Origin of the sequence: Streptococcus oralis subsp. oralis, from assembly GCF_002096455.1 — a bacterium.
Lineage (GTDB): Bacteria > Bacillota > Bacilli > Lactobacillales > Streptococcaceae > Streptococcus > Streptococcus oralis_CY.
This window is the reverse complement of sequence record NZ_NCUL01000007.1, coordinates 13457-38984: the sequence shown is the minus strand read 5'-3', so window position 1 is coordinate 38984 and position 25528 is coordinate 13457. Positions and strand designations below refer to the sequence as shown.

Below are 25528 nucleotides of genomic sequence, written 5' to 3'. Positions count from 1 at the left end.
CTTATCAATCCTACAAACCTACTAAGATTTTAAGAAAAATAAGAAACATCCCAGTACCAAAATCACAAGAATTGCCAGTGTATCCTTTTGACTCCATCTCAACTGTCTATACTGACTTCTACCCTTTCCTCCTTGATAACCACGCGCTTCCATCGCTATTGCCAATGAATCTGCACGCTTTAAGCTCGTCGCAAAAAGAGGAATTAAAATTGGAATCATAGCCTTTACTTTTTGAACGATGCTGCCTTCACCAAAGTCAACTCCACGGGCTTTCTGAGCATTCATAATTCGCGTCGTGTCATCCATCAATGTTGGAACAAAACGCAAACTCATTGATAACATGAGGCCAATTTCATGAACGGGAACTTTCACGCGTTTCATCGGTGCTAAAAGAGCTTCAACTGCAGCTGCCAGACTCAAAGGCATGGTCGTTAAGGTTAGCAAGGTTGAAAAGAAAATAATCAACACAAAACGACAGAAAATGATTCCTGCTTGTTGCAAAGCATAATCCGTTATTCTTATAAAAGAAAACTCAAATAGGACATTTCCACTTGAAATGAAAAAGAGCTGAAAAAGAGTCGTAAAAGCAATCAAGAAGAACATGGATTTTAATCCCTGAACGAAAAATGAGAGGGAAACGCCTGACAAAGCGATAAATATACCTGTCGCTACAAACAGAATGAGATTGGTGAGGGGATTATTGGCCCAAAATACAATCAAAATCAGCAGAATCATGGCAAGCAATTTACTACGCGGATCCAAGCGATGAATAATGGAATCCCCTGGTATATAACGCCCTAAAATCATACTATCCATTTAGCGACTCCTTAAACTCCTCTATCTTGATTGGCAGTTTTTTAAAATCTACACCCCTATCTGCCAAACGTTTACAAAATGCTGTGATTTTAGGCACACCTAACTGCACCTTTTCCATAGAGGCTACATCTTGGAAAACTTCGCTCGGTTTGCCACTTTTGACCAAACGCCCCTTTTCCATAACATAGACCTGATCAGCATATGCAGCTACGTCATCCATCAAATGCGTTACCAGAACGATTGTCATTCCAGAAAGGTGGAGTTCTTTAAACAAGGTCATCAATTCTTTTCTGCCCAAAGGATCTAGCCCTGCTGTAGGCTCATCCAAAACCAAGACAGTTGGCTCCATGGCTAGCATACCTGCTATAGCCACACGTCTCATCTGACCACCCGAAAGTTCAAAAGGACTGCGCTCAAAGAGTGACTCATCGATGCCTACCAAGGCTAACTTTTCACGCGCAATTTTCTTGGCCTCTTCCTCAGAAACTCCAAAATTTTGCGGTCCAAATGCAACATCTTTCAAAACAGTCTCTTCGAAAATCTGATTTTCAGCAAATTGAAACACTAGACCAACCTGCTTTCGAATCTGGCGAATTTCTTTGTTGGTTGATGTAGGTGTAATGACGGTATCAAAAACTCGAACAGAACCCTTACTTGGTACCAATAGGCCATTTAAAAGCTGTAAAATCGTTGATTTCCCACTACCTGTGTGCCCTACTAAAGCTGTATAGGAACCATCCTCAATCGTCAAAGAAACATCAGTCAAGGCTGATGAAGATAGGGGAGTTCCCTCTTGATAGGTAAAGCTCACATTTTCTAGAGTAATTCCCATAACTTGTCCTCTAGCTCTCCTTCTGTCAAATAGTCATCCGGCAACTGATAACCAGTCTCTCTCAAAGATTCTCTCAATTGATTAGCAAAAGGTTCATCTAACCCTATCTGGTCAAGGTCATTCCGAGAAAAAAGTTCTCTTGGGCTGCTGGTTGACTCCACTTGGCCTTTTTTCATGACCAATACACGGTCACTCATCGCAACTTCCTCTAAATCATGTGTAATGGAGACGACTGTCATCTGGTGGTCTTTTCGTATCTCTTGAACTGTCTGAATCAGTTCTCTGCGTCCCTCAGGATCCAACATACTTGTAGCCTCGTCCAAAATCAAAATAGCTGGCCTCAAGGCAACAACTCCTGCAATAGCCACCCGTTGTTTTTGTCCACCAGATAAACGAGCTGGTTCTCTCTTCTTAAAGTCCAGCATACCTACCAACTCCAAAGATTCAGCCACTCTCTTCTTCATTTCTTCTCGAGGAAGTCCCTGATTTTCTAAACCAAAGGCAACATCATCTTCAACAGTCGCCCCCACAAATTGATTATCTGGATTTTGAAAAACCATACCAATTTGACGGCGTAAGTCCCAAACATTCTCAGAGGACAGCAATTGCCCATCTATCCAGATTTCCCCAGACTCTGCTTCAAGCAATCCATCAATCAAACGGATAGTTGTCGATTTTCCACTCCCATTATGACCTACAATCGAAAGCCATTCTCCCCGTTTCACGTGAAACGAGACATTATTAACGTCATAATGTTCCTGGTCTTCCTTGTAACGAAAAGACAGATTTTTTACTTCAATAATCGATTTCATTTCGAACCAAATGTCCCTTTGAATACATGAGCGCTACCCTTGAAATAATCATAGCCAGAGTAGATAGTGAAAAACAAAGCGATATAAAGCAACAGCTGACCAATTAAATTCCAATGTAAGAGCAAAAAGATAATGGCAAACATCTGGCTAAAGGTCTTGATTTTCCCTGGCATCGCTGCTGCTAGAACTGTCCCTCCCGTCTCAACAAGCAACAAGCGCAAGCCTGTCACCGCAAGTTCACGACAGATGATAATAGCAACAACCCAAGCTGGAGCCATATCTAACTCAATCAACATGATAAAAGCTGACATAACCAACAGCTTATCGGCCATCGGATCAGCAAACTTTCCAAAGTTGCTGACTACATTCCATTTACGAGCAAGATAGCCATCAAGATAATCCGTTATACTAGCAACTGCAAAGATGATCGCCGCTAGCAAATGACTGCCTTGTGAATGGCCCAAAGTCAAAATAAGAATAAAGAGAGGTATGAAGAGAATTCTACCAATAGTTAATACATTAGGAATTTGTTCTTTTTTCATTGATTTTTCCTTAATCTGTAGTAAATGTAAGTGTTACAGTTCCAGTCTGAGTTGTCAGCTTCGAAGTATCAATCGTTTGATTGTCCACAGTCACAGTAACTCCCTTCACTACACCTAAAGTAATGGTAACGGGATTCTTAGTTGAAACTGTTGTTTTTGCATTCTTATTGTCTGCGGATAGTGTCACACCACCCTCCAGCTCACTTCCTGAAACACTTACCCAGCTAGTTGTATCTGAAACTGCTAGTTGAACAGTAGCGGTTTCCTTACTCGTTTTATACCGAGCTTCAATGCGGTTTCCTTCGCCTGACACTGTAATAGTTGATTCCGTAGTAGAAGACGAGCTAGACGTCTGACTACTAGAAGATGAACTAGATGAGGTTGTTGAACTAGTTGAGTTCACAACACTATAGTTAGCTGAAGAAGGACTTGGCTGAGTTTGGATGTAGTTCCAAACATAGTAAGTGACAAAAATTAAAATTGACAAAGCAAATAGAACGAAATAAAACAAGGGGAGATAAGACGTTTTTTTCTTATTTGATCGTCTGCGACCAGACAAGTCTTCTTCATCGACATCTACCTCTTCGTAGGTAATCATACTGCCTGAATCATATGCATCCAAAACAATTCTTTCATCTAACTCTACTGCCCAGGCATATTTTCTTAAAAAAGAACGAGCATAGAAGGTACTAGGAAGTTGATCAAAATCATCTGCCTCCATAGCTTCTAGAAAATGCAACTGAATTTCAGTTTTTTCCTGCAATTCTTCTAAACTCAATCCCTGGTTAATTCTAGCTAAACGTAGAACCTCGCCAATTGTTTTTTTTCTCATACGTACCATTCCTTCTTTCTAGTATTAGTCATCTTTTAAGCTGGAAAGATTGTAAAATCAACTAGATCACCATTATCAATCAAACGATGTCCAGCTTCTAGAACATCCTCCAAAGTAATTTCCTGTAAAATTTTCGGAAAATCAAAAATTGTTTCTCCGCGATCCATCGGATCGTATTGAGTTGCAATAAATTCCAAGGAGTTCATGCTACTGAAAAATTCCCCAAACATCTCACTCTTAACAAGATCTAAATGTTCCTCTGTAATATCCGTATCACTACTAAACTGACGAATCGCTTTCCGAAATTGATGCGACAGAGAAACAGGCTCTTTGGTATCCATCGTCAATATCACAAAATGAAAGCGACTGTTGACTTCAACCTCAAGTGACAATGACGCATCTAACTTCCCAGACTCATATAACCTTTGAAAACGATCAGAAGTCCAACCAAACATCATCGTAAATAGTAATTTAAATAAAATATTGTAACGATAAGACTCAGCTTCTGTTATTTGCCCATTACCTCTAATCGCAACAGCAAGTTTGGGTGAAGAAACTTCCATCCGAAGACTATCTGTTTGCTTCACAGGCTGCAAAAGGAGTTGCTCTTTTGAAACCGTAAACTGGTTTGAAACTTCCTTTTCCTTTTTCGAAAAGTATTCCTCAACAACTTCCACATCAATATTTCCAACTAAAAACAGTGACATGTTGACAGGTTTGTAAAAGTCTGTAAAGTTCTCTTTTAAATTTGAAACTTGAATCTCAGAAATTGATTTTTCACTTCCAACTATATCTGTTGCTAAAGGAGTATCAGGATAAAGGTTGGCTAATGTTGCAAAAAACAAGCGTGAGTCTGGATCGTCTTGATACATTTCTCGTTCTTGCTGGATAATATCCTGTTCCCTCAAAACAGACTCTTCTGTAAAATGAACATCTCCGACTAACTCATCTAGCAAATCTAAATTCTCTAATAGATGGTTAATTGTTGAAAAAAGATAGCTGGTCTTAGTAAAGCTTGTAAAGGCATTACTGTCCGCACCTAATCGAGTAAAAGCAGCCATTATATCCTCAGAATTTTCTCTTTCAAACAATTTATGTTCAAGAAAATGTGCAATTCCTGCTGGATGATGACGTAAACCTTTTTCCAAGCTTGTATAAGTTGCATCTACAGAACCAAATTGAACCGTTACAAATCCATAAACCTCATTGAAATCTTGTTTAGGGAGTAAAGAAACTGTCAATCCATTTGACAATTGTGTTTTGTAGACTATTTCTTTTACAGCAGGATAGTATTTTTCTTCAAAAGTAACCTTTGTCATTCTACTCCTTCCATAAAGTAAATCGCTTGTAACTTCAAACTATTGGCAACTTTACAGACAGCTTCTTTATCAACACTCTCTAATTTTGCCACCAATCGATCAATATCAAAGCTTGATTTCCCCAATAGAGCATTCAAATAGACTCTTTCAACTAAGGTCTGTTGATTATCTTGAGCCATCAACAAAGATCGTCGAATCATCTCCTTGGTTTGTTCAAGTTCAAAATCTGTAAAGTTACCCTTTTTCAGATCTAGCAATTGATGATTCATCATTTTTCTAGCCTGATTTCGATTTTCTCTATCGATACCCGCATACATCCTTAACAGACCACTAAACAAATCCAATTGACTCGAGACTGTATAGGCTATTCCAGCATTTTCACGAACGTTTGTAAAAAGTTTTGAATGTGCAAATTCACCCAACAAACCATTCATAACAAGCATGGGCAAATGCTCATCATCACCATATTTTACAGGAGAATGATAGCCTAATTCTAAAATAGATTGCCCAACATTCCTCTGAACCATTCCTTCTCGTAGAACATTCGAATAAGATTGATGGTACTGGATAGTGACGTCGTTCTCTCTAGCTGTAAAGGGTAATGACTTCAGCGATTCTGTGATTTCTACTTCATTAAAATCACCTAAGAAAAAGAAATCAATACGATCATTTTTCAGAGCATTTTGAAAGCACGTGTAGCTACTTTCCGGAGACTCATTTGAAATACTATTTCGTAAATCACTGTATCTCAATTGAAGACGCTCATCATGGAAGAACAAGCTATCCAACTCCTTATGAACAAAATAAAATGAATCATCCATATCAGTAGCTAGACTAGCCAATAACTGTTTTCTTTCAATTTCAAATAAAGCTGGCTCAAAAGCACCATCTTGAGCTAAGGGAGCAAATAAAGTCTGTCTCACCAATTCCAAAATTCGAGAAGTCAAGACATTCTTTTTACTTAAAAAATCATCCCTCACATAAGTAAATGTTAAGTCAAGAATATGTGCCTGTCCCCTACGATAAGCACTTGTGGAAATATCTGTTCCATATAAACTTGCCAAGTATCTGCGAAATGCTTGTGATGTGGGATAAGCTTGATTTGCCGTCTCCAACATACTCGCACTTAACATGCGTCCTGCTATTGTCTCAAGAGATAAGGGAGCAGTAAAACGAATAGTGATTTTATTTGTTTTAAACTTTTTGGATTGAACAAAATGTGCTGAAATTCCAGGCACTAATTCCATACCTTACCTCCTTACATATAGAGTTCTATTATACCACGAAAATCAAAATTTTTCTTGTTCTCTTTATAGCTTTAAAGAGTAAAACCGTTTTCATTTCAACTAACTTTCCTTCAGCTATTTCAAGGAAAATATGGTATAATACCAAAGATTGAGGTGAATTATGGAATACAAATTATTTGAAGAATTTATTACGCTCCAAGCCCTCCTAAAAGAACTTGGAATTATACAAAGCGGTGGTGCTATCAAATCCTTTTTAATAGATCATCAAGTTTACTTTAATGGCGAGTTAGAAAGTAGACGTGGGAAAAAAATCCGTATTGGAGATACGATTGACATTCCTGATTTAAAGATTGACATCACCTTGACACAACCAAGTTTAAAAGAGCAAGAAGAGTATCAAGCAGATAAGATTGAGAAAGAGCGAATTGCTAAACTTGTCAAAGAGATGAATAAAGGTATCAATAAAGAAAAACAAAGAACTTCTTCATCGCCTAAAACCAAACAAGTTCCACGTTTTCCAGGAAGATAACCATGTGGCTCCAACATTTAACAATTAAAACCTTTCGAAACTACAAAGAGGCGAAAATTGATTTCAATCCAAAATTAAATGTCTTTCTAGGTCAAAATGCACAAGGAAAAACCAATATTCTAGAAGCAATCTATTTTTTAGCCTTAACACGTAGTCATCGGACTCGTACAGATAAAAATCTCATTCATTTTGATAACGAGCAACTCCATCTTTCTGGCTTGCTACAGAAGAAAACAAGCTCTATCCCTCTAGAAATTGATTTAACGCCAAAAGGGCGTGTGACTAAAGTCAATCACTTAAAACAAGCTCGCCTATCAGACTACATCGGACATATGAATGTTGTCCTCTTCGCACCTGAAGATCTCCAGCTAATTAAGGGAGCACCTTCTGTCCGTCGAAAATTTATAGACATCGAACTGGGACAAATTAAACCAATCTACTTGTCAGACTTGTCAAACTATAACCACATACTCAAGCAAAGAAATACTTATCTAAAATCCAGCCAGAAGATTGATGAAACATTTCTGTCAGTCTTAGATGATCAGTTAATAGATTATGGTTGTCGCGTTATAAAGCATCGGATAAAATTCATTAAAGACTTAGAGAAATTTGGCCAAAAAAAACACTTAGAAATTTCAAATAAATTAGAAGAACTGTCAATATCTTATCAATCATCTGTCAACTTCACTAATGAAGAACAGCTAACAAGTTCCTTTAAAATTGCTTTGGATAAAAGCAGATCCAGAGATTTATTTAAAAAGAATACTGGAGTTGGCCCTCATCGAGATGATATTTCTTTTTATATCAATGGTATGGATGCTAGTTTTGGAAGCCAAGGTCAACATCGTAGCCTTGTTCTTTCTATAAAACTGGCGGAAATTGAGCTAATGGAAAGTATTACCAATGAGTCTCCGATACTACTGCTTGACGATGTTATGAGCGAACTTGATAACACCCGGCAACTAAAATTACTAGAAACCATTTCTCAATCTATCCAGACCTTTATCACAACAACAAGTTTGGATCACTTACAAAACTTGCCAGAAAACCTTAGTATTTTCAATATTCAAAACGGTCAGATATCTGTAAATTAAATTGACACTGTTGTAAATAAAAGAACCCCTAATTTTCAGGAGTTCTTTTTTGTTTACATAGAGTAGTTTGGTGCTTCATTAGTAATTTGCACATCATGAGGATGACTTTCTTTTAGACCAGCCCCAGACATTTCAATAAATTGAGCGTTGTCGTGTAATTCTTTAAGGTTAGCTGCACCACAGTAACCCATACCAGAGCGAATACCACCAATCATTTGGAAGACAATATCAGCTGCTGCGCCTTTATAGGCAACACGGCCTTCAATTCCTTCTGGAACGAGTTTGTTTGCTTCATTAACAGAACCTTGGAAGTAACGGTCACTTGAACCTTTCTTCATTGCAGCGATTGATCCCATACCACGGTAAGTCTTAAACTTACGTCCTTGGAAGATTTCCGTTTCACCTGGCGCTTCGTCTGTTCCAGCAAACATTGATCCAAGCATAACAGCATTTCCACCTGCAGCAAGGGCCTTTACAATATCTCCAGAATACTTGATTCCACCATCAGCGATGATTGTTTTGCCATATTCATGCGCAACTGCTGCTGCATCATAGATTGCTGTAACTTGTGGTACACCAACACCTGCAATCACACGAGTGGTACAGATAGAACCTGGTCCAATTCCAACTTTGACAACATCTACACCTGCTTCGTAAAGAGCACGCGCTCCTTCTGCAGTTGCAATATTACCTGCAATCAAAGTACGATCTGGGAAATGAGCACGAATTTCAGCAATTTTACGCAGAACTCCAGCAGAGTGACCATGTGCAGTATCAATAACAATTGCGTCAGCACCTGCTTCAAAAAGGGCTTCAGCACGTTCAAATGTATCTGAAGTGACACCCACCGCACCAGCAACTAGAAGACGACCAAACTCATCTTTAGCAGCATTTGGAAACTCAATAACTTTTTCAATATCTTTGATAGTAATCAAGCCAGAAAGACGGCCTTCCTCGTCAACCAAAGGAAGTTTTTCAATACGGTGTTCTTGAAGAATATGTTCAGCTGTTGCAAGATCTGTACCAACAGGAGCAGTGACAAGATTTTCACTGGTCATATGGTTCGAGATTGGTTGATTGTAATCTGAAATAAAGCGAAGATCTCGGTTTGTTAGAATACCAACCAATTTACGATTTTCAAGTGTTTCTACAACTGGAACACCACTGATACGGTAACGTCCCATCAGTTCGTCTGCCTCAGCAATGGTATGTTCTGGAGTCAAGAAGAATGGATCAATAATAACACCATTTTCAGAACGTTTTACCTTGCGAACTTCATCTGCCTGTTGCGCAATAGACATATTTTTATGGATTACTCCAAGACCACCTGCACGAGCAATGGCAATGGCCATTTGACTCTCTGTGACTGTATCCATGGCGGCTGTTATAATTGGGATATTTAAAGTCAGATTATCTGCCAATTTTGTTGTTAAATCTGCATCATTAGGCAACACATGACTTTCTGCTGGAATGAGCAATACATCATCAAAGGTAAAACCTTTTTTCAAAAATTTAGTGTCCCAATTAGACATTGAAGTTTCCTCTTTTCTTTCTTTTTGAGCTTGACTCTTTTTGTATTGTATCTATCATACCATTCTATGAAAATTTGTCAATTATATTTATGGTAGAAATCATAAAAAAACTATCCCCGTGATCCTATGGAAGAGATAGTTTTACGATTCATATTTTATCTATTATTTAAAATAATTTAGTCCCATTGCTCCCTTAACTTCAGATAGAGTTTGACCTGCAACCTCACGTGCTTTTTCACTACCTTTTTGAAGCATATTGTACACTTCTCCCATATCCTTAGCAAATTCGATACGGCGCTCACGAATAGGACCAAGTTCGCGTTCTAATATTTCAAGTAGATAACGTTTCGTCTTCACATCACCAAGACCACCACATTGATAATGTTCTTTCATATCCGCAATTTCTTGAGCATCTTCTGGACGACCAAACACATCTAGATAATGGAAAACCATATTTCCTTCAATCTTACCTGGATCCTCAACCCGAATATGGTCTGGATCAGTATACATGCTCATGACTTTTTTACGCAACGTATCCGCATCATCTGCTAGATAAATACCATTATTAAGGGATTTAGACATTTTAGCATTTCCATCTAGACCAGGCAAACGCCCTGCTCTCTCATTTTCTGGATAAATACCTTCCGGTTCCACCAAGACATCAGAGTTATATGCGTTGTTAAAAGAACGAACAATCTCGCGAGTTTGCTCAATCATTGGTTTCTGATCTGTCCCAACAGGAACATAATTAGCCTTGAAAGCAGTAATATCTGCTGCTTGCGCAATCGGATAAACCAAAAATCCTGTCGGAATACTTTCTCCAAACCCTTTTTGAGCAATCTCTGTTTTTACTGTCGGATTCCGTTCCAAACGAGCTAGTGACACCAAATTCATATAGTACATAGACAGTTCAGCTAACTCTGGAATCTGACTTTGAATAAAGATAGTTGATTTACTTGGATTCAATCCAACTGCTAAGTAATCTAAGGCAACATTCCCAATCGATTCTACAATCGTTTGAGGGTCTTTGGCGTGATCTGTCAATGCTTGTTGGTCCGCCAAAAAAACAAACATCTCATACTCGTCTTCTTCCTGCAGTAATACTCTATTTTTTAGACTCCCAACATAATGTCCAATATGCAGTTTTCCTGTTGGGCGATCTCCTGTTAAAATAATGGGTTTCGTCATTTTTTTCTCCTTCGAAATGGTCTCTTCAATTATAGCATTTTTTTGTTAAAATAACAGAAAATTATTTAAATCAAATAACTAACTCATTGTAAACAAATCTGTAAACTTGATTGACATAAAATTGACAAACAAAAATTTGAATATTTCTCTCTTTTCTAGTAGAATAAATGTATTACATATTATAGGAGAAAAACATTGCTTACAGTATCTGATGTTTCACTACGTTTTAGTGATCGCAAACTTTTTGATGATGTCAATATCAAATTTACAGAAGGAAATACATACGGATTAATTGGTGCTAATGGTGCTGGGAAGTCTACATTCTTAAAAATCTTAGCTGGTGATATCGAGCCAACAACTGGTCACATCTCTCTTGGTCCAGATGAACGTCTCTCTGTTCTCCGTCAAAATCATTTTGACTATGAAGACGAGCGAGTTATTGATGTCGTTATTATGGGAAATGAAAAACTTTACAACATCATGAAAGAAAAAGACGCCATTTACATGAAGGAAGATTTTTCAGATGAAGATGGTGTTCGTGCAGCCGAACTCGAAGGTGAGTTTGCTGAACTTGGAGGTTGGGAAGCAGAGAGTGAAGCATCTCAGCTACTTCAAAACCTAAATATTCCAGAAGAATTGCACTACCAAAACATGAGCGAATTGGCCAACGGTGAAAAAGTAAAAGTTCTCCTTGCCAAAGCACTTTTTGGCAAACCAGATGTTCTTCTCTTGGACGAGCCAACCAACGGTTTAGATATCCAATCAATTACATGGCTAGAAGACTTCTTGATTGACTTTGATAACACTGTCATCGTTGTATCCCATGACCGTCACTTCCTAAATAAAGTATGTACTCACATGGCCGACCTTGACTTTGGAAAAATCAAACTCTATGTCGGAAACTACGACTTCTGGAAGGAATCTTCTGAGCTTGCTGCTAAATTGTTAGCAGACCGTAATGCCAAGGCAGAAGAAAAAATTAAGCAATTGCAAGAATTCGTTGCTCGCTTCTCTGCTAATGCTTCTAAATCAAGACAAGCAACGTCTCGTAAAAAAATGCTTGACAAGATTGAATTAGAAGAGATTGTGCCATCTAGTCGTAAATACCCATTTATCAACTTTAAAGCAGAACGTGAGATTGGTAATGATCTCTTGACAGTAGAAAATCTAACTGTAAAGATTGATGGCGAAACTATCCTAGACAATATTAGTTTCATCTTGCGTCCAGGTGATAAGACAGCTCTTATTGGACAAAATGACATCCAAACGACTGCATTAATTCGTGCAATTATGGGTGACATCGACTATGAAGGAACTGTCAAGTGGGGAGTTACTACTAGCCGTTCTTACTTGCCAAAAGACAACTCAGCTGATTTTGCAGGAGGAGAGTCAATCCTTGACTGGTTGCGTCAATTTGCAAGTAAAGAAGAAGATGACAATACCTTCCTACGTGGTTTCCTCGGTCGTATGCTCTTTTCTGGAGATGAGGTTAACAAACCTGTAAACGTCTTGTCAGGGGGAGAAAAAGTACGTGTCATGCTTTCAAAACTCATGCTCTTGAAATCAAATGTCCTTGTACTTGATGATCCAACAAATCACTTGGACTTGGAATCTATCTCAAGCTTGAACGATGGATTGAAAAACTTTAAAGAATCAATCATCTTTGCCAGTCATGACCACGAGTTTATCCAAACTTTGGCAAACCATATTATTGTTTTGTCTAAGAATGGTGTCATTGATCGTATTGATGAAACCTATGATGAATTCCTAGAAAATGCAGAAGTACAAGCAAAAGTTAAAGAACTTTGGAAAGACTAATAAGACTTCAAAACTCAGTTGGGGTAACCAACTGAGTTTTCTATCATTCTGCGAGGTAACATGAAATCATTTTTTAAAACATATTGGACCTATTTTATTTCTTTCATCATCCCTTTAGTAATTATGACTGGAGTATACCTAACTCAAGGTATCTACTGGAATAGCGATGCATCTCCACTATTAGGAGACGGTTTCCATCAATACGTTATTTTTGATGTAGCTTTACGAAATATTCTACATGGAAATGGCAGTTTGTTTTACACCTTTACAAGTGGCCTCGGACTGAATTTCTATGCTCTATCTAGTTATTACTTGGGTAGTTTTCTCTCACCTCTGGTTTACTTTTTTAATCTGTCGAATATGCCAGATGCTGTTTATCTGACCACTCTCTTAAAATTTGGATTGATTGGTCTGTCAACCTTCTTTAGTCTAAATAGATTATTTAAAGATATCCCAAAATTTTTAAAACTTGCCTTATCTACTTCCTATGCTTTAATGAGCTTCACTGTCAGTCAGTTAGAGATTAAAACCTGGCTAGATGTTTTTATCTTGATTCCTTTAATTATAACTGGTTTACACCTACTTATAACACAAAAGAAGCGTCTACTATACTTTACAAGTTTGTCAATCTTATTTATTCAAAATTATTATTTTGGGTATATGACAGCATTGTTTCTTATTTTCTGGTATCTCTGCCAAATTTCTTGGGACTTTAAAACTCGAAAATCATCTTTTCTTGATTTTGTTGTTACCTCCTTTTTAGCTGGAATGGCTAGTTTGATTATGACTCTTCCTACACTGTTTGATTTACAAACTCATGGAGAGAAGTTGACTGCCATCACAAAATTGAAAACAGATAGTAGCTGGTATCTGGATATTTTCGCAAAACAATTCATTGGATCTTTTGATACAACTAAATATGGATCTATACCAATGATTTTTGTTGGACTGCTTCCCTTTATTTTGACCATTCTATTTTTTACAATAAAATCTATAAGGTTTCACGTGAAACTTACTTATGCAATTTTCTTTACTTTTTTAATAACAAGCTTTTACATAGAAGCACTTGATTTATTTTGGCAGGGGATGCATACCCCAAATATGTTTTTGCATCGCTATGCTTGGATTTTTTCCACTCTGTTAATTTATACTGCAGCAGAAGTCTTAAATCGTCTGAAAGAACTGAAGCTATGGAATCTATTTGTCTCACTTTTTCTTGTACTAACAGGATTTTTGGCCACTGTCTATTTTAAATCACACTATTCTTTTTTAACTGATTTGAATATCCTACTCACTCTTGAATTTCTACTAGTTTATGCTCTTTTACTTCTTGCAGTCATTAGAAAATTTATCTCTGTAAATCTATTTGCAATTCTTTTGTCTTTATTTATAACAGCTGAGATAAGCTTAAATGCATCATCTCAAATGGAAGGAATAGCTAAAGAATGGGCCTTTGCTTCTCGTAGCGCCTATAATAGAGATATCACCGCTATGGAATCCATTCTAAACAAAATTGACAATTCATTTACACGTACTGAAAAACTGCAAATTCAGACTGGAAATGACAGTATGAAATTTAACTACAATGGAATCTCTCAATTCTCGTCTGTACGAAATCGTTCAGCTAGCACTAGTTTGGACAAACTTGGATTCAAATCCTCTGGAACCAACCTCAATCTCCGTTATGCTAATAACAATCTTTTAGCAGATAGTTTATTTGGAATCCAGTACAATATTTCTGAAACTTCACTTGATAAGTATGGCTTTCAAGAGATTTATCAAAAGGATCATTTAACCTTATATAAAAATCAACTCTCTTTACCCATTGCCTTTGCCACTCAATCTATTTATACCGATGTAAACTTTAATAATCACACTCTAGATAATCAAGCTTTATTTATAAACCAGCTTACTAATCTCAACTTGGATTACTTCTCCCAAATAGCATATGATAAAACAGATACTTCAGATGGTTTAACCAGCATCACAGGTTCTGCGAATGAAGATGCAAAGATTGATTATCAAATTGAGGTTCCTCAAAATAGTCAAGTCTATCTCTCTTTTTCAAATCTTCATTTTACAAACGATAAGCAAAAGAAAGTTGACATCCTTGTCAATGGAGAAAAAAAGACTTTTACAACTGACAATGCATTTAATTTCTTTAATTTGGGTTATACTGAAAAACGACAAACTTTCAATATCAGTGTTAGTTTCCCTGGAAATTCTCAGGTGTCATTTGAATCTCCAACCTTCTATCGTTTAGATACTCAGGCCCTAACTGAAGCAATCCAAAAAATTAAAGAACAACCTGTAGAAGTATCCACCTCTAAAAATAAAGTCTTTGCTACATATGAAGTAAAACAAGATACCTCTATTTTCTTCACTATTCCTTATGACAAAGGTTGGTCTGCATACCAAGATGGGAAAAAACTTGAAATCAAGCAGGCTCAAACTGGTTTTATGAAAGTTGATGTTCCAAAAGGAAAAGGCACCATTACACTTTCCTTTATTCCCAGTGGTTTTGTTACTGGAGCAGCCTGCTCACTAACTGCCCTTCTTCTTTTTGGGATCTATAATCACAGACGAAATTTATCTAAGACAGAAAAAGATTGACCAATTCCTTGGCCAATCTTTTTAATCTTCTTCCATTTTCTTAGGTTGATAAGCTAGCATACCTAAAGCAGTAAAGAAAGCTAGTGTTATAATAAGGAAAATCACTTGGTGATGAATATTTCCTGTCATAGAGATTGTTTGTCGCAAGCCTGATACAGAGTAACTCATTGGTAACCATGGACTGATACCTTTAAAGAAATCATTTGTTAAAGCAAGGGGATAGGTCCCTGCACTTGATGCTAACTGTAATAAAAGTAAAATAAGAGAGAAGAAAGCTCCAATACGGCTATTCCAAGTTGTTAAAGCTGTCACCATAGACATGAAAGCTAAACTTGTGATTATAATTAGAATCAAGGTCCTCATATCATGGTTCGCAGTCAATCCAATAAGATGGACACCTCCATAAACTAAAACACCTGCTAAGACAGCTATAATCCCATTTATTTCAGAGCGAGACTTCAACCAAGCCCAACGACTCTCTGGATGACGTCCAGAAGGCAACTTAGCAAAAATCATATTGGTAGATATAGCAGCAACAAAAAGAGCAACTGATATCATATAAGGAGCCATAGCAATCCCATTTACAGGGACTTGGTCATTGTCTGTTTTTGAGAGAACTAGAGGTTCAGATAATGTTTCTGCATTTTTAGATTCTGTTGAAGCTGATTTGAGCTGGTTATTAGCATTGCCTAATCCTTGTCCTAATGAATCAACTCCTGTCTGTAAATCTTCAAGACTAGAGGTTAAGGTTGTTCCACCATCTGCTAGTTTTCCAGCACCATCTGCAATCTTCATAGCGCCACTTCCTAGTTGAGATGCTGCAGAAAGTAACTGTGTTGATTTATCTGTTAATTGACCAGAGCCAAATTGTAATGTAGTAATACCTGCTATCAGCTCTGGACTCTTATTATTCAATTGAGCAGAACCAGATGACAAACTTTCTATACCTGATACTAATTCTGGAGCTTTTCCAGCTAACGCATCTACTCCAGCTGTCAAGGATGATGTGTTTTCTGTCAACTTACTTGATCCAGAAACTAATTGATCTAGACTAGTTGTTAAACTTGCATTCTTTTCACTTAGTTGATTAGCACCTATAGAAATAGTATCCAGTCCTTTAGTATAGTTTACAACTCCTTTTTCAATTGACTGACTTCCAGGAACTAACTGATTATTTACAGAAGTTTGTAATATTGTAAATCCATTTGACAAGGTTGTCAAGGAGCTAGATGCTGCAGGTAAGAGTTGATTTGCTTTCGTCTGCACATCAGATAGGTTAGATACTTGTTGTTCTGAATTCTCTATACTTTCTTTTAATCCTCCTACTGTCGTTAAAATTGTTTTTGCTGACTCAATAGTAGAATTAGAATTTTTAGAAATAGCTTCTGTCAGTTCTTTCTTTTGTTCCTCTGTAAGAGATTGATAAGTAGCTGTTGATTGAAGGTTTGCAAGAGTTTTCTCTTGTTCTGTCTGACTTTTGGTCACAATATCCTGAGCAAGAGTTGTTAGATTTGGCAAAGCTTCTGACAATGTACTTTTCAGTTGAGTATTATCTGATATTGTAAGAGCTTGTAGTGTTTTATTTAGTTCTCCTAAGCTTGTTGCCAATTGCGCTATTTCTTCATTTTGTTGAGATGAGGACTCTAATTGGCTTGAAATTTCTTTAATACCAGTATTTAATTGCTCCATTCCATCTCTTAGTGTATCTGATTGATTGGATAATTGACTTGTTCCGTTAGAAAGTTCTTTCACACTATTTGTATAAGCATTTACACCAACTGAAAATTGATTGAGACCTGTATCCAGTTGTGAAACACCACCTGTATAGGACTTTATACCTGTATTTAGCTGATTTACACCTGTCACCAACTCAGGAGTTTTTGAAGTTAATTGACCAAGTCCAGTGTCAACTTGTGAGACAGCATTTGTATAACTTTGTAAACCACTATTAAAAGTTCCTAAACCAATATGTAATTGCTCTATAGCAGACACATAGCTAGATAAGCCTTTTGTAAATTGATCCGCTCCATTTGAAAAAGTTACAGTTGAATTAGCTAGAGTATTAAGATTTGTCGTCAATGTTTGACTTCCCGTCACCAACTGATCGGCTCCATCAGCTAATTGTTCACTTCCTTCAGCTGCCTTATTTATTCCAGACTTCAAATCATTCATTTTTTGAAATAAAGCCTTAGTGTATGTTTCAGTAACATTAGTAGAGACGGTTTGTTTTAATTGTGTCATTGCAGAATCACTCATCTTACTTGCAATAAAGCTATGCCCACTTGACGTCTGATAATTAATCTGCATCTGTTCAGGATGATTCGTTAGTATAGAAGTAGCTTTTTCAGATAGATCACTTGGTAAAGTCACTACCATGTAGTAGTCACCATCTTCTAGCCCTTTTTCCCCTTCCTCTTCATTAACAAAGTGAAAATCCAAAGCCTTATTTTCTTTTAAATTAGACACCATGTCTTCACCAATTCTCATTGTCTGTCCATTATAAGAAGCTTCCTTATCTTTATTGACAACTGCCACAGGTAATTCCGATACTTGACCATATGGATCCCACATGGACGATAAAAATATAATGTTGTATAAAGCTGGAATGAGAGAAATCCCTATCATTACAATGATAAAGGTCGGTTTTTTAAATATTGCTTTCCATTCTTTAAACATGTTTCCTCCTTTTTTACACATATTGTCTAAAATTTTGATATAATAGATTATACATCAAAAAATCTAAATTACAAGGTAAAAAATATTTTTTTAGACACATAGTCTATTTTTGTTTACAAGGAGGAATTATGAAAGAAAGTAACAAACGTTTAAAAACAAAACGAATTATCGAAAATGCCATGGTTCAATTATTGATGGACCAGCCCTTTGATCAAATTTCTACTGTCAAGTTAGCAGAAAAAGCCGGAATTAGTCGTTCCAGCTTTTACACTCACTACAAGGATAAGTATGATATGATTGAACTCTACCAAAGTAAGCTATTTCATACCTTTGAGTATATTTTCCAAAAACATGCTCATCGCAAAAGAGATGCTATTTTAGAAGTATTTGAATATTTAGAGTCTGAGCCACTCTTGGCTGCACTCTTATCTGAAAATGGGACAAAAGAAATCCAAAATTTCTTGAGAAATAAGCTTCACATTATGCTTAGTACCGACCTTCAGAAACGCTTTATGAAATTACAACTCACTCCAATAGAATTAGAATACAGCAGTATTTATCTAACAAATGCCCTATTTGGTGTTTGCCAGACTTGGATTGCTCACGGAAAAAAAGAAAGTCCGCAAGAAATGACAGACTTCCTTATGAAAATGTTAGGTGATGTAAACTAAAAAAGAACACCAATGGTGTTCTTTTTTTATCTGACTCCGCCAGTAGGACTCGAACCTACGACATCATGATTAACAGTCATGCGCTACTACCAACTGAGCTATGGCGGATAAAATAGTCCGTACGGGATTCGAACCCGTGTTACCGCCGTGAAAAGGCGGTGTCTTAACCCCTTGACCAACGGACCATCTATCTGTAGCAGATATAACCATTATATCAATTTCTTACTAATTGTCAATCACTTTTTAGATTTTTTCTCTAGAATATCTTTTAATTTACGAACTTTCAAACGGGTAATGGGACAACGATGATCTTCATAAAAGACAACTTCTAAATTCTTTCGATCAATTTCTCTCACATTTCCCACATTGACAAGGAAAGATTTATGGGAGCAATAAAATCGCTGGGTATGTTTGTCCTTTTCCTGAATATCTGTCATAGTTCCATAGAATTCTTTTGCAAAATTCTTACCAATAATCCGAAGTTTATGAGAAACTCCTGTGGTTTCGATATACAAAATGTCATGGTAAGGAATTTTCAAATCATTTCCTTTATAGTTGTAATCAAAATAGTCTACAACATCTTCGTTTTCAAGCAGCATGCTCTTAGTGTAAAAAATACTCTGCTCGATGCGTTTTTTGAACAATTCATCATTGATATCTTTATCAACAAAATCTAGGGCTGATACCTGGTATTTGTACGTTAAGGTAGCAAATTCAGATCGACTAGTAATAAAGACAATAATAGCATAAGGATTGTGATGACGGATAAATTGAGCCACTTCAAAGCCTTTTTTCTCGATTCCATGAATATCAATATCTAGGAAATAAAGCTGGTTTACTTCATCATTTTCGATATATTCCTTAAACTCACGAACTTTTCCTGTTGTCTTATATGAAATAGGAATATTCGATTCTTCTGAGATTTCATTTAATATTCTCTCTAGTCTCACTTGATGTTCAATAACATCTTCTAAAATTAATACTTTCATTCAAATTCCCTCTTAAATCTAATAATTTGTCTAAATGTGTTGTCTTCCATCTCTGTTTCTAAAATAATATTGTCATACTTATCTAAGATTTCTTTGACATTATTAAGTCCTAGACCTCTATTTCTTCCCTTGGTAGAGAAACCTAAGGCAAATAGGTCCTCTGAAGGCGTCATAGTGATTTTGCATGAATTCTGGATAACTATAACTGTTTCAAAATCCATTTTAATGACTGCAACTTCCATTTGTTTCAAATAACTATCTGCAGCACCTTCAACAGCATTGTTTAATAAAATGCTCATGATGCGAACAAGATCAAGTAAATCTATTGACAGTCTAGTAATGATATCCTTTACTTCCAATGTAAACTCTACATCATTTTTTCGTGCATAGACAATCGATTGAGCAATTAAACTTCGTAAAGCAGAATCTTCTATGTTATTTAAATCAAAGTAAGTATATTTTTCTGACCTCAATTTCTGATTTGCTTTTACTAAGACTTCATTGTAAACCCTGTTAATTTCTTGTAAATCTCCACTGTCAATCGCCATTTGCATGCTGACAAGCATTCCTGCATAATCATGACGAAAACCTCGAATTTCATTATACAACTCCACAATTTCATCAGTATAAGTCTGTAAATGTTTTTGTTCAAATTTCTTTTGTTTTAGAGCAATCTCTTTTTCAATTTGAACCTTGTGAGAATTCATTGCAAAGAAAATCAATAACAAGCAAATAAAAACAATGGTTGATAAAATACTTCCGAAACTATTTAAATGATGAGTTGTACTTACTATATCTGAAATAAACAATAAGATATGTAAACCAAAGAAAGCAACTATTACTTTTTTTAAAAAAGGATACAGATAATCTTTATCAAAATAGGTAAGTTCTAAATGGAAATAAGTAATAATTTTTTTAATAATAAAATATGTTAGTAATAGTACTCCTAAATAAAACATCACTTCATGTTCTATCACAAAAGCATCACCTGTTATAGAGGATAGGGTTACTGATAAAAAAGTATGTGTACTATGATATAATAAAGACAATAGTAAACTGATAAACATTCCTTTATGCTTATCATACTTCTTTAAAACTACTATAGAAGTATATAGAATAAAAGGAAATATAAACTTTTCAATCCCTAACCCAGCTAATGAAATAAAGTCAAAGAAAAATTCAGCTACAGACTGATATACAAATATACAAGCTATAAATAAATATCTTTCTTTTTTAGTTACTTTACAAATTAATTCATAGCTTATTGTTAAAATAAAAATATGAAGAATAACTATTCCAAATCCTAATAAACTCATCCTATCACCCTATAATATTACTACTTTGTCCTATTTGAAAAAAGATGTTTAAAAAAGTAAGGTAGTCTTTTATCTCCACCTCGAATCTCCTGCAATTCTGCCTCTGTTACTTCTTTAAATTGTTCCAACTTTTCTGTATTTTTCATAATGAAATCTCCTGTATTATTTTTTCTTGTAAGTTAACTTACACACCTATTATACAAAATGAAGACCATGTAAGAAAAAATTCTTCCCAACTGTACATTTTTGCACCTGAAACGCACTTTTTTAAGAAAAAAGCTGGGATAAATCCCAGCTTCGCATCTAAAATTGATCCCAGCAGGATTCGAACCTGCGACCGTTCGCTTAGAAGGCGAATGCTCTATCCAGCTGAGCTATGAGACCTAACATGACCATTCTATCAAAAAACAAGAGCTAAGTCAATCTTCTATTTGTGGTAAGGAGAACCCTGTTGAATTGTAAAAGCACGGTAAATTTGTTCAACTAAAACCAATCTCATTAACTGATGTGGTAATGTCAGACGTCCAAAACTGACAGAAAGATTGGCCCTATTTTTTACAACAGGAGCTAGACCCAAACTTCCTCCAATGATAAAAGTAAGCGTTGAGTATCCTTTGATAGAAGCTTGCTCTAGTTGCTTACTAAATTCCTCTGAGGAGAGTGTTTTTCCTTCAATGGCTAGAACAACGACAAAGTCTCTTTCTCCAACCTTAGAAAGAATTCTTTCACCTTCTGTTTCCAAGATTTTTTGATTTTCTAATTCACTGGCTTTGTCAGGTGTCTTCTCATCAGTGAGCTCAATCATTTCTAATTTGGCGAAACGTGAAATTCGTTTGGTATATTCAGCAATTCCATCTTTAAGGTATTTTTCTTTTAATTTTCCTACTGTTACAATTTTTATTTTCATTCTTCTATTCTATCATATCCACACTTCATTTCACATCTTATACACACAAAAATCATTCAAAAATACAAGTGAATTCACAGAATAAAGCGAGTTATCCACAACTTGTGTAAAACTTTAAGCTTTTAAGTTTGGATTAAGTTAATAGGTTTATAATCTGAGTAAATAAATAACAAACGGAGGCGTTTATGAAACACTTACAAAAATTTTACAAAAAAGGAGTTAAAGTTCTAGCAATCATTCTAATCGGATTTTTAAGTGGTGCCTTAGGAAGTTTCGTAACATTACAACTTTATCAAAAACAAGGAAATCAAGCTACGAATAATAATTCTGGCACTGTCACTCAAACATCCTATAAGAATGAAAATTCAACCACTCAAGCAGTAAATAAAGTTAAGGATGCTGTTGTCTCAATCATTACTTATTCTTCTTCTAGCAGTAGACAAAGTAGTGTATTTAATGCTGACGACACTAATTCTGATTCAGACAATCAACAAATCGCAAGTGAGGGATCAGGTGTCATCTATAAAAAGGATGATAAAGATGCCTATCTTGTAACTAATACTCACGTTATCAATGGAGCTTCAAAAGTTGATATCCGCTTAGCAGATGGTACCAAGGTTCCTGGTGAAATTGTCGGATCTGATACCTTCTCTGATATTGCTGTCGTTAAAATTTCTTCAGAAAAAGTTACAACAGTAGCAGAATTTGGGGATTCAAGTCAACTTAGTGTTGGAGAAACAGCGATTGCTATCGGTAGTCCTCTAGGTTCAGAATATGCTAATACAGTTACACAGGGAATCATCTCGAGTCTTAATCGGAATGTTTCTCTAAAATCTGAAGATGGTCAAGCTATTTCAACAAAAGCCATTCAAACAGATACAGCCATTAACCCTGGTAACTCTGGTGGTCCACTTGTAAACATTCAAGGACAAGTAATTGGTATTACATCAAGTAAAATTGCAAGTAATGGTGGAACATCTGTAGAAGGTCTTGGTTTTGCAATTCCTTCAAACGATGCACAAAATATCATTAAACAGCTTGAAAGTAATGGTAAAGTGACTCGTCCAGCTCTTGGAATTCAAATGGTCAATCTGTCAAATGTTGGAGCTAGTGATCTTAGAAAACTTAACATTCCAAGTGGCCTCACTTCAGGTGTAGTTGTTCGATCTGTTCAAAACAATATGCCAGCAAATGGACATCTTCAAAAATATGATGTCATTACCAAAGTTGACGATAAAGAGATTGCTTCATCAACAGACCTACAACACGCTCTTTACAATCATGCTATTGGAGATACTATCAAAGTAACCTACTACCGTAACGGTAAGGAGGAAACAACCTCAATTAAACTAGATAAGAATTCTGGTGATTTAGAGTCTTAATTGACATCAGTGTAAAGAAAACTTTACAGAAAGTAAAAGATATGTTAGTGTAGAATCATGGAAAAATTTGAAATGATTTCTATCTCTGAAATACAAAAGAATCCTTACCAACCTCGGAAAGAATTTGATGCAGATAAAATAAAGGAATTAGCTCAGTCAATCAAAGAAAATGGGCTTATCCAACCAATCATCGTTCGTCAATCTCCTGTAATTGGTTATGAAATCCTTGCAGGAGAGAGACGATATCGAGCTTCTCTCTTGGCTGGTCTGACCTCTATTCCAGCCGTTGTAAAGCACCTCTCAGATCAGGAAATGATGATCCAGTCAATCATTGAGAATTTGCAGAGAGAAAATTTAAATCCTGTTGAAGAAGCACGCGCCTACGAATCTTTAGTAGAAAAAGGATTTACTCACACTGAGATAGCGGATAAAATGGGGAAATCTCGTCCTTATATCACTAATTTTATTCGTTTACTTTCCCTACCAGAATATATCTTAACTGAAGTAGAAAATGGAAAAATTTCTCAAGCTCATGCACGTTCACTAGTTGGTTTAGATAAAGAGCAGCAAGACTATTTCTTTCAACTAATTAAAAATGAAGACATCTCTGTGAGAAAGCTAGAAGCACTTCTTACAGAGAAAAAACACAAGAAGCAAAAAAAAAGTGATTCTTTCATCAAAGACGAAGAAGATAAATTAAAAAAACTACTCGGTTTAAGTGTAGAAATTAAACTTTCAAAAAAAGATACTGGAAAGATTATTATCTCCTTTTCAAGTCAAGAAGAATACGATAGAATTATTAACAGCCTGAAATAAGGCTGTTCTTTTATTTTCTCAACCCACAAATTTATCCACCAATTTTTTTATCAATAACCCTATTAAATCAAGGATTTTCCTATTTATCCCCAACCTGTGGATAAATACTGTTAACATTGTGGATTCTTTTCCCCAATCTGTGGAAAAATCCTACTATCTATGGTAAAATAAGTCTAGCACTAAACTACTAAAATCATAGTAAAGGAGGAAAATTAGTTGAAAGAGAAGCAATTTTGGAATCGTATTTTAGAATTTGCTCAAGAAAGATTGACACGATCTATGTATGATTTCTATGCTACACCTGCTGAACTCATCAAAGTAGAAGAAAATACAGCTACTATATTTCTACCGAGATCAGAGATGGAAATGGTGTGGGAAAAGCAATTAAAAGATATTATCATTGCTGCTGGTTTTGAAATTTATGATTCTGAAATCAAACCTCACTATATTTTCACTAAACCTCAGAGCACAGAATCTCCTCAGGTAAATGATACGAATAGTGTCTCTACTTACGATTACACACCTGCACTACCAACGATTCCCTATTCCGAAACAGGGTTAAAAGAAAAATATACCTTTGATAACTTTATTCAAGGTGATGGAAATGTTTGGGCGGTGTCTGCTGCACTAGCGGTATCTGAAGATTTAGCTCTGACCTATAATCCTCTTTTCATCTATGGAGGACCTGGTCTTGGAAAGACTCACTTACTCAATGCGATTGGAAATGAGATTTTGAAAAATATTCCTGATGCGCGTGTCAAGTACATTCCTGCCGAAAGCTTTATCAATGACTTTCTTGAACACTTGCGACTTGGGGAAATGGAAAAGTTCAAAAAGACTTACCGTAGCCTTGATCTCTTATTGATCGATGATATCCAATCTCTCAGTGGCAAAAAAGTCGCGACCCAGGAAGAATTTTTCAATACCTTCAATGCTCTTCATGATAAGCAGAAACAGATTGTCCTAACCAGTGATCGAAGTCCTAAACACCTAGAAGGACTTGAAGAGAGACTTGTCACACGCTTTAGCTGGGGATTGACGCAAAATATCACTCCTCCTGACTTTGAGACACGTATCGCCATTCTTCAAAGTAAAACAGAGCACTTGGATTACCATTTCCAAAGTGATACTCTGGAATACTTGGCTGGCCAATTTGATTCAAATGTTCGAGAATTGGAAGGAGCAATCAACGATATCACTTTAATTGCCAGAGTGAAGAAGATTAAGGATATTACTATTGATATTGCTGCGGAAGCTATTAGAGCACGTAAGCAAGACGCTCGCCAGATACTTGTTATTCCAATTGAGAAAATCCAAACTGAAGTTGGTAATTTTTATGGAGTGAGTGTTAAAGAAATGAAAGGTACGAGACGAGTTCAAAACATCGTTTTGGCACGTCAGGTTGCCATGTATCTAGCTAGAGAACTGACAGATAACAGTCTTCCGAAAATCGGAAAAGAATTTGGCGGAAAGGATCACACCACCGTTATTCATGCCCATGCTAAAATCAAATCATTGATTGACGAAGACGATAATTTACGTTTAGAAATAGAAGCAATTAAAAAGAAAATTAAGTAGCTTGTGGATAACTTTTCCT

At 36.1% G+C, this 25528-nt stretch carries 22 protein-coding genes and 3 tRNA genes; 8 read left to right on the top strand and 17 right to left on the bottom strand.

Annotated elements, in window-relative coordinates:
- Positions 1-21: 21 nt before the first annotated feature.
- Genes B7720_RS02680 through yfmF form a run of 7 tightly spaced genes read right to left on the bottom strand, consistent with a single transcriptional unit; the run spans position 22 to position 6400 of the window.
- Entirely contained in the window at positions 22-816 is a 795-nt protein-coding gene (locus B7720_RS02680) for an energy-coupling factor transporter transmembrane component T family protein (RefSeq protein ID WP_084856390.1), read from the bottom strand.
- Complete coding sequence (locus B7720_RS02675) at positions 809-1648, bottom strand: energy-coupling factor transporter ATPase (RefSeq protein WP_084856388.1); 840 nt, start codon at positions 1646-1648, stop codon at positions 809-811. The genes B7720_RS02680 and B7720_RS02675 overlap by 8 nt, the downstream gene beginning before the upstream one ends.
- Complete coding sequence (locus B7720_RS02670; protein ID WP_084856386.1) at positions 1633-2460, bottom strand: energy-coupling factor ABC transporter ATP-binding protein; 828 nt, start codon at positions 2458-2460, stop codon at positions 1633-1635. Before B7720_RS02670 ends, B7720_RS02675 begins: the two co-directional genes overlap by 16 nt.
- Entirely contained in the window at positions 2457-3002 is a 546-nt protein-coding gene (gene pgsA, locus B7720_RS02665) for a CDP-diacylglycerol--glycerol-3-phosphate 3-phosphatidyltransferase (RefSeq protein ID WP_084856385.1), read from the bottom strand. Before pgsA ends, B7720_RS02670 begins: the two co-directional genes overlap by 4 nt.
- 10 nt (positions 3003-3012) lie before the next feature.
- Complete coding sequence (rodZ, locus tag B7720_RS02660) at positions 3013-3834, bottom strand: cytoskeleton protein RodZ (RefSeq protein WP_061421566.1); 822 nt, start codon at positions 3832-3834, stop codon at positions 3013-3015.
- A gap of 35 nt (positions 3835-3869) precedes the next feature.
- Positions 3870-5153 carry an EF-P 5-aminopentanol modification-associated protein YfmH gene (gene yfmH / locus B7720_RS02655; RefSeq protein ID WP_084856382.1) on the bottom strand — a complete coding sequence of 428 codons (1284 nt, stop codon included), beginning with the start codon at positions 5151-5153 and terminating at the stop codon, positions 3870-3872.
- Positions 5150-6400: an EF-P 5-aminopentanol modification-associated protein YfmF gene (yfmF, locus tag B7720_RS02650; RefSeq protein WP_084856380.1), complete on the bottom strand. Its 1251-nt coding sequence runs from the start codon at positions 6398-6400 to the stop codon at positions 5150-5152. The genes yfmH and yfmF overlap by 4 nt, the downstream gene beginning before the upstream one ends.
- Positions 6401-6560: 160 nt before the next feature.
- Between yfmF and yaaA the strand changes: the two genes are divergently transcribed.
- Both yaaA and recF read left to right on the top strand, forming a co-directional pair.
- Positions 6561-6929: a S4 domain-containing protein YaaA gene (yaaA, locus tag B7720_RS02645; protein ID WP_084856378.1), complete on the top strand. Its 369-nt coding sequence runs from the start codon at positions 6561-6563 to the stop codon at positions 6927-6929.
- A gap of 2 nt (positions 6930-6931) precedes the next feature.
- Entirely contained in the window at positions 6932-8023 is a 1092-nt protein-coding gene (gene recF / locus B7720_RS02640; RefSeq protein ID WP_084856376.1) for a DNA replication/repair protein RecF, read from the top strand.
- Between the two features lie 53 nt (positions 8024-8076).
- On the opposite strand, the gene guaB is transcribed toward recF, so the two are convergent.
- Positions 8077-9555 carry an IMP dehydrogenase gene (guaB, locus tag B7720_RS02635; RefSeq protein ID WP_084856374.1) on the bottom strand — a complete coding sequence of 493 codons (1479 nt, stop codon included), beginning with the start codon at positions 9553-9555 and terminating at the stop codon, positions 8077-8079.
- Positions 9556-9717: 162 nt separating this feature from the next.
- Positions 9718-10743, bottom strand: a complete 1026-nt coding sequence (trpS, locus tag B7720_RS02630; protein WP_084856372.1) for a tryptophan--tRNA ligase — start codon at positions 10741-10743, stop codon at positions 9718-9720.
- A 195-nt stretch (positions 10744-10938) separates the two neighbouring features.
- Between trpS and B7720_RS02625 the strand changes: the two genes are divergently transcribed.
- Together B7720_RS02625 and B7720_RS02620 are read left to right on the top strand one after the other, a co-directional pair.
- Positions 10939-12561: an ATP-binding cassette domain-containing protein gene (locus tag B7720_RS02625; protein WP_000958793.1), complete on the top strand. Its 1623-nt coding sequence runs from the start codon at positions 10939-10941 to the stop codon at positions 12559-12561.
- A 60-nt stretch (positions 12562-12621) separates the two neighbouring features.
- The gene (locus tag B7720_RS02620; RefSeq protein WP_084856370.1) at positions 12622-15174 is read left to right on the top strand and encodes a YfhO family protein; all 2553 of its coding nucleotides are present in this window, start codon (positions 12622-12624) and stop codon (positions 15172-15174) included.
- Positions 15175-15195: 21 nt separating this feature from the next.
- Here B7720_RS02620 and B7720_RS02615 read toward each other — a convergent pair whose 3' ends face one another.
- Positions 15196-17850 carry a YhgE/Pip domain-containing protein gene (locus tag B7720_RS02615; protein ID WP_084856369.1) on the bottom strand — a complete coding sequence of 885 codons (2655 nt, stop codon included), beginning with the start codon at positions 17848-17850 and terminating at the stop codon, positions 15196-15198.
- A 128-nt stretch (positions 17851-17978) separates the two neighbouring features.
- On the opposite strand from B7720_RS02615, the gene B7720_RS02610 reads away from it, so the two are divergent.
- Positions 17979-18521 carry a TetR/AcrR family transcriptional regulator gene (locus B7720_RS02610; protein WP_033630549.1) on the top strand — a complete coding sequence of 181 codons (543 nt, stop codon included), beginning with the start codon at positions 17979-17981 and terminating at the stop codon, positions 18519-18521.
- 34 nt (positions 18522-18555) lie between these two features.
- Here B7720_RS02610 and B7720_RS02605 read toward each other — a convergent pair.
- The 7 genes from B7720_RS02605 to rlmH all read right to left on the bottom strand — a co-directional run bounded on the left by B7720_RS02605 (position 18556) and on the right by rlmH (position 21733).
- A tRNA-Asn gene (locus B7720_RS02605) sits at positions 18556-18629 on the bottom strand.
- Between the two features lie 5 nt (positions 18630-18634).
- Positions 18635-18706 (bottom strand) — tRNA-Glu (locus B7720_RS02600).
- 51 nt (positions 18707-18757) lie between these two features.
- Entirely contained in the window at positions 18758-19510 is a 753-nt protein-coding gene (gene comE, locus B7720_RS02595; protein WP_000866079.1) for a competence system response regulator transcription factor ComE, read from the bottom strand.
- Complete coding sequence (gene comD, locus B7720_RS02590) at positions 19507-20826, bottom strand: competence system sensor histidine kinase ComD (RefSeq protein WP_000054555.1); 1320 nt, start codon at positions 20824-20826, stop codon at positions 19507-19509. The genes comE and comD overlap by 4 nt, the downstream gene beginning before the upstream one ends.
- Positions 20827-20846: 20 nt before the next feature.
- Positions 20847-20972 carry a competence-stimulating peptide ComC gene (comC, locus tag B7720_RS02585; protein WP_002874960.1) on the bottom strand — a complete coding sequence of 42 codons (126 nt, stop codon included), beginning with the start codon at positions 20970-20972 and terminating at the stop codon, positions 20847-20849.
- A 164-nt stretch (positions 20973-21136) separates the two neighbouring features.
- Positions 21137-21210 (bottom strand) — tRNA-Arg (locus B7720_RS02580).
- 43 nt (positions 21211-21253) lie between these two features.
- Positions 21254-21733: a 23S rRNA (pseudouridine(1915)-N(3))-methyltransferase RlmH gene (gene rlmH / locus B7720_RS02575; RefSeq protein WP_000694219.1), complete on the bottom strand. Its 480-nt coding sequence runs from the start codon at positions 21731-21733 to the stop codon at positions 21254-21256.
- Positions 21734-21918: 185 nt separating this feature from the next.
- Here rlmH and htrA point away from each other — a divergent pair, with 185 nt between their 5' ends.
- The 3 genes from htrA to dnaA all read left to right on the top strand — a co-directional run bounded on the left by htrA (position 21919) and on the right by dnaA (position 25509).
- Positions 21919-23115, top strand: coding sequence for a serine protease HtrA (gene htrA, locus B7720_RS02570; protein WP_084856367.1), 1197 nt, complete (start codon positions 21919-21921; stop codon positions 23113-23115).
- Between the two features lie 57 nt (positions 23116-23172).
- Positions 23173-23931: a ParB/RepB/Spo0J family partition protein gene (locus tag B7720_RS02565; RefSeq protein ID WP_049478005.1), complete on the top strand. Its 759-nt coding sequence runs from the start codon at positions 23173-23175 to the stop codon at positions 23929-23931.
- A gap of 216 nt (positions 23932-24147) precedes the next feature.
- On the top strand, positions 24148-25509 hold the full coding sequence (gene dnaA, locus B7720_RS02560; protein ID WP_000660625.1) for a chromosomal replication initiator protein DnaA: 1362 nt from the start codon (positions 24148-24150) through the stop codon (positions 25507-25509).
- The last annotated feature ends 19 nt before the right edge of the window (positions 25510-25528 follow it).

Excerpts from the sequence above, each read along its gene's own strand:
- comC (WP_002874960.1), bottom strand. The coding sequence starts at position 20,972 with ATGAAAAATACAGAAAAGTTGGAACAATTTAAAGAAGTAACAGAGGCA.
- yaaA (WP_084856378.1), top strand. The coding sequence starts at position 6,561 with ATGGAATACAAATTATTTGAAGAATTTATTACGCTCCAAGCCCTCCTA.
- comE (WP_000866079.1), bottom strand. The coding sequence starts at position 19,510 with ATGAAAGTATTAATTTTAGAAGATGTTATTGAACATCAAGTGAGACTA.
- B7720_RS02610 (WP_033630549.1), top strand. The coding sequence starts at position 17,979 with ATGAAAGAAAGTAACAAACGTTTAAAAACAAAACGAATTATCGAAAAT.
- recF (WP_084856376.1), top strand. The coding sequence starts at position 6,932 with ATGTGGCTCCAACATTTAACAATTAAAACCTTTCGAAACTACAAAGAG.
- guaB (WP_084856374.1), bottom strand. The coding sequence starts at position 9,555 with ATGTCTAATTGGGACACTAAATTTTTGAAAAAAGGTTTTACCTTTGAT.
- pgsA (WP_084856385.1), bottom strand. The coding sequence starts at position 3,002 with ATGAAAAAAGAACAAATTCCTAATGTATTAACTATTGGTAGAATTCTC.
- htrA (WP_084856367.1), top strand. The coding sequence starts at position 21,919 with ATGAAACACTTACAAAAATTTTACAAAAAAGGAGTTAAAGTTCTAGCA.
- B7720_RS02670 (WP_084856386.1), bottom strand. The coding sequence starts at position 2,460 with ATGAAATCGATTATTGAAGTAAAAAATCTGTCTTTTCGTTACAAGGAA.
- trpS (WP_084856372.1), bottom strand. The coding sequence starts at position 10,743 with ATGACGAAACCCATTATTTTAACAGGAGATCGCCCAACAGGAAAACTG.
- rodZ (WP_061421566.1), bottom strand. The coding sequence starts at position 3,834 with ATGAGAAAAAAAACAATTGGCGAGGTTCTACGTTTAGCTAGAATTAAC.
- B7720_RS02565 (WP_049478005.1), top strand. The coding sequence starts at position 23,173 with ATGGAAAAATTTGAAATGATTTCTATCTCTGAAATACAAAAGAATCCT.
- yfmF (WP_084856380.1), bottom strand. The coding sequence starts at position 6,400 with ATGGAATTAGTGCCTGGAATTTCAGCACATTTTGTTCAATCCAAAAAG.
- B7720_RS02620 (WP_084856370.1), top strand. The coding sequence starts at position 12,622 with ATGAAATCATTTTTTAAAACATATTGGACCTATTTTATTTCTTTCATC.
- B7720_RS02680 (WP_084856390.1), bottom strand. The coding sequence starts at position 816 with ATGGATAGTATGATTTTAGGGCGTTATATACCAGGGGATTCCATTATT.
- yfmH (WP_084856382.1), bottom strand. The coding sequence starts at position 5,153 with ATGACAAAGGTTACTTTTGAAGAAAAATACTATCCTGCTGTAAAAGAA.
- B7720_RS02615 (WP_084856369.1), bottom strand. The coding sequence starts at position 17,850 with ATGTTTAAAGAATGGAAAGCAATATTTAAAAAACCGACCTTTATCATT.
- comD (WP_000054555.1), bottom strand. The coding sequence starts at position 20,826 with ATGAGTTTATTAGGATTTGGAATAGTTATTCTTCATATTTTTATTTTA.
- rlmH (WP_000694219.1), bottom strand. The coding sequence starts at position 21,733 with ATGAAAATAAAAATTGTAACAGTAGGAAAATTAAAAGAAAAATACCTT.
- B7720_RS02675 (WP_084856388.1), bottom strand. The coding sequence starts at position 1,648 with ATGGGAATTACTCTAGAAAATGTGAGCTTTACCTATCAAGAGGGAACT.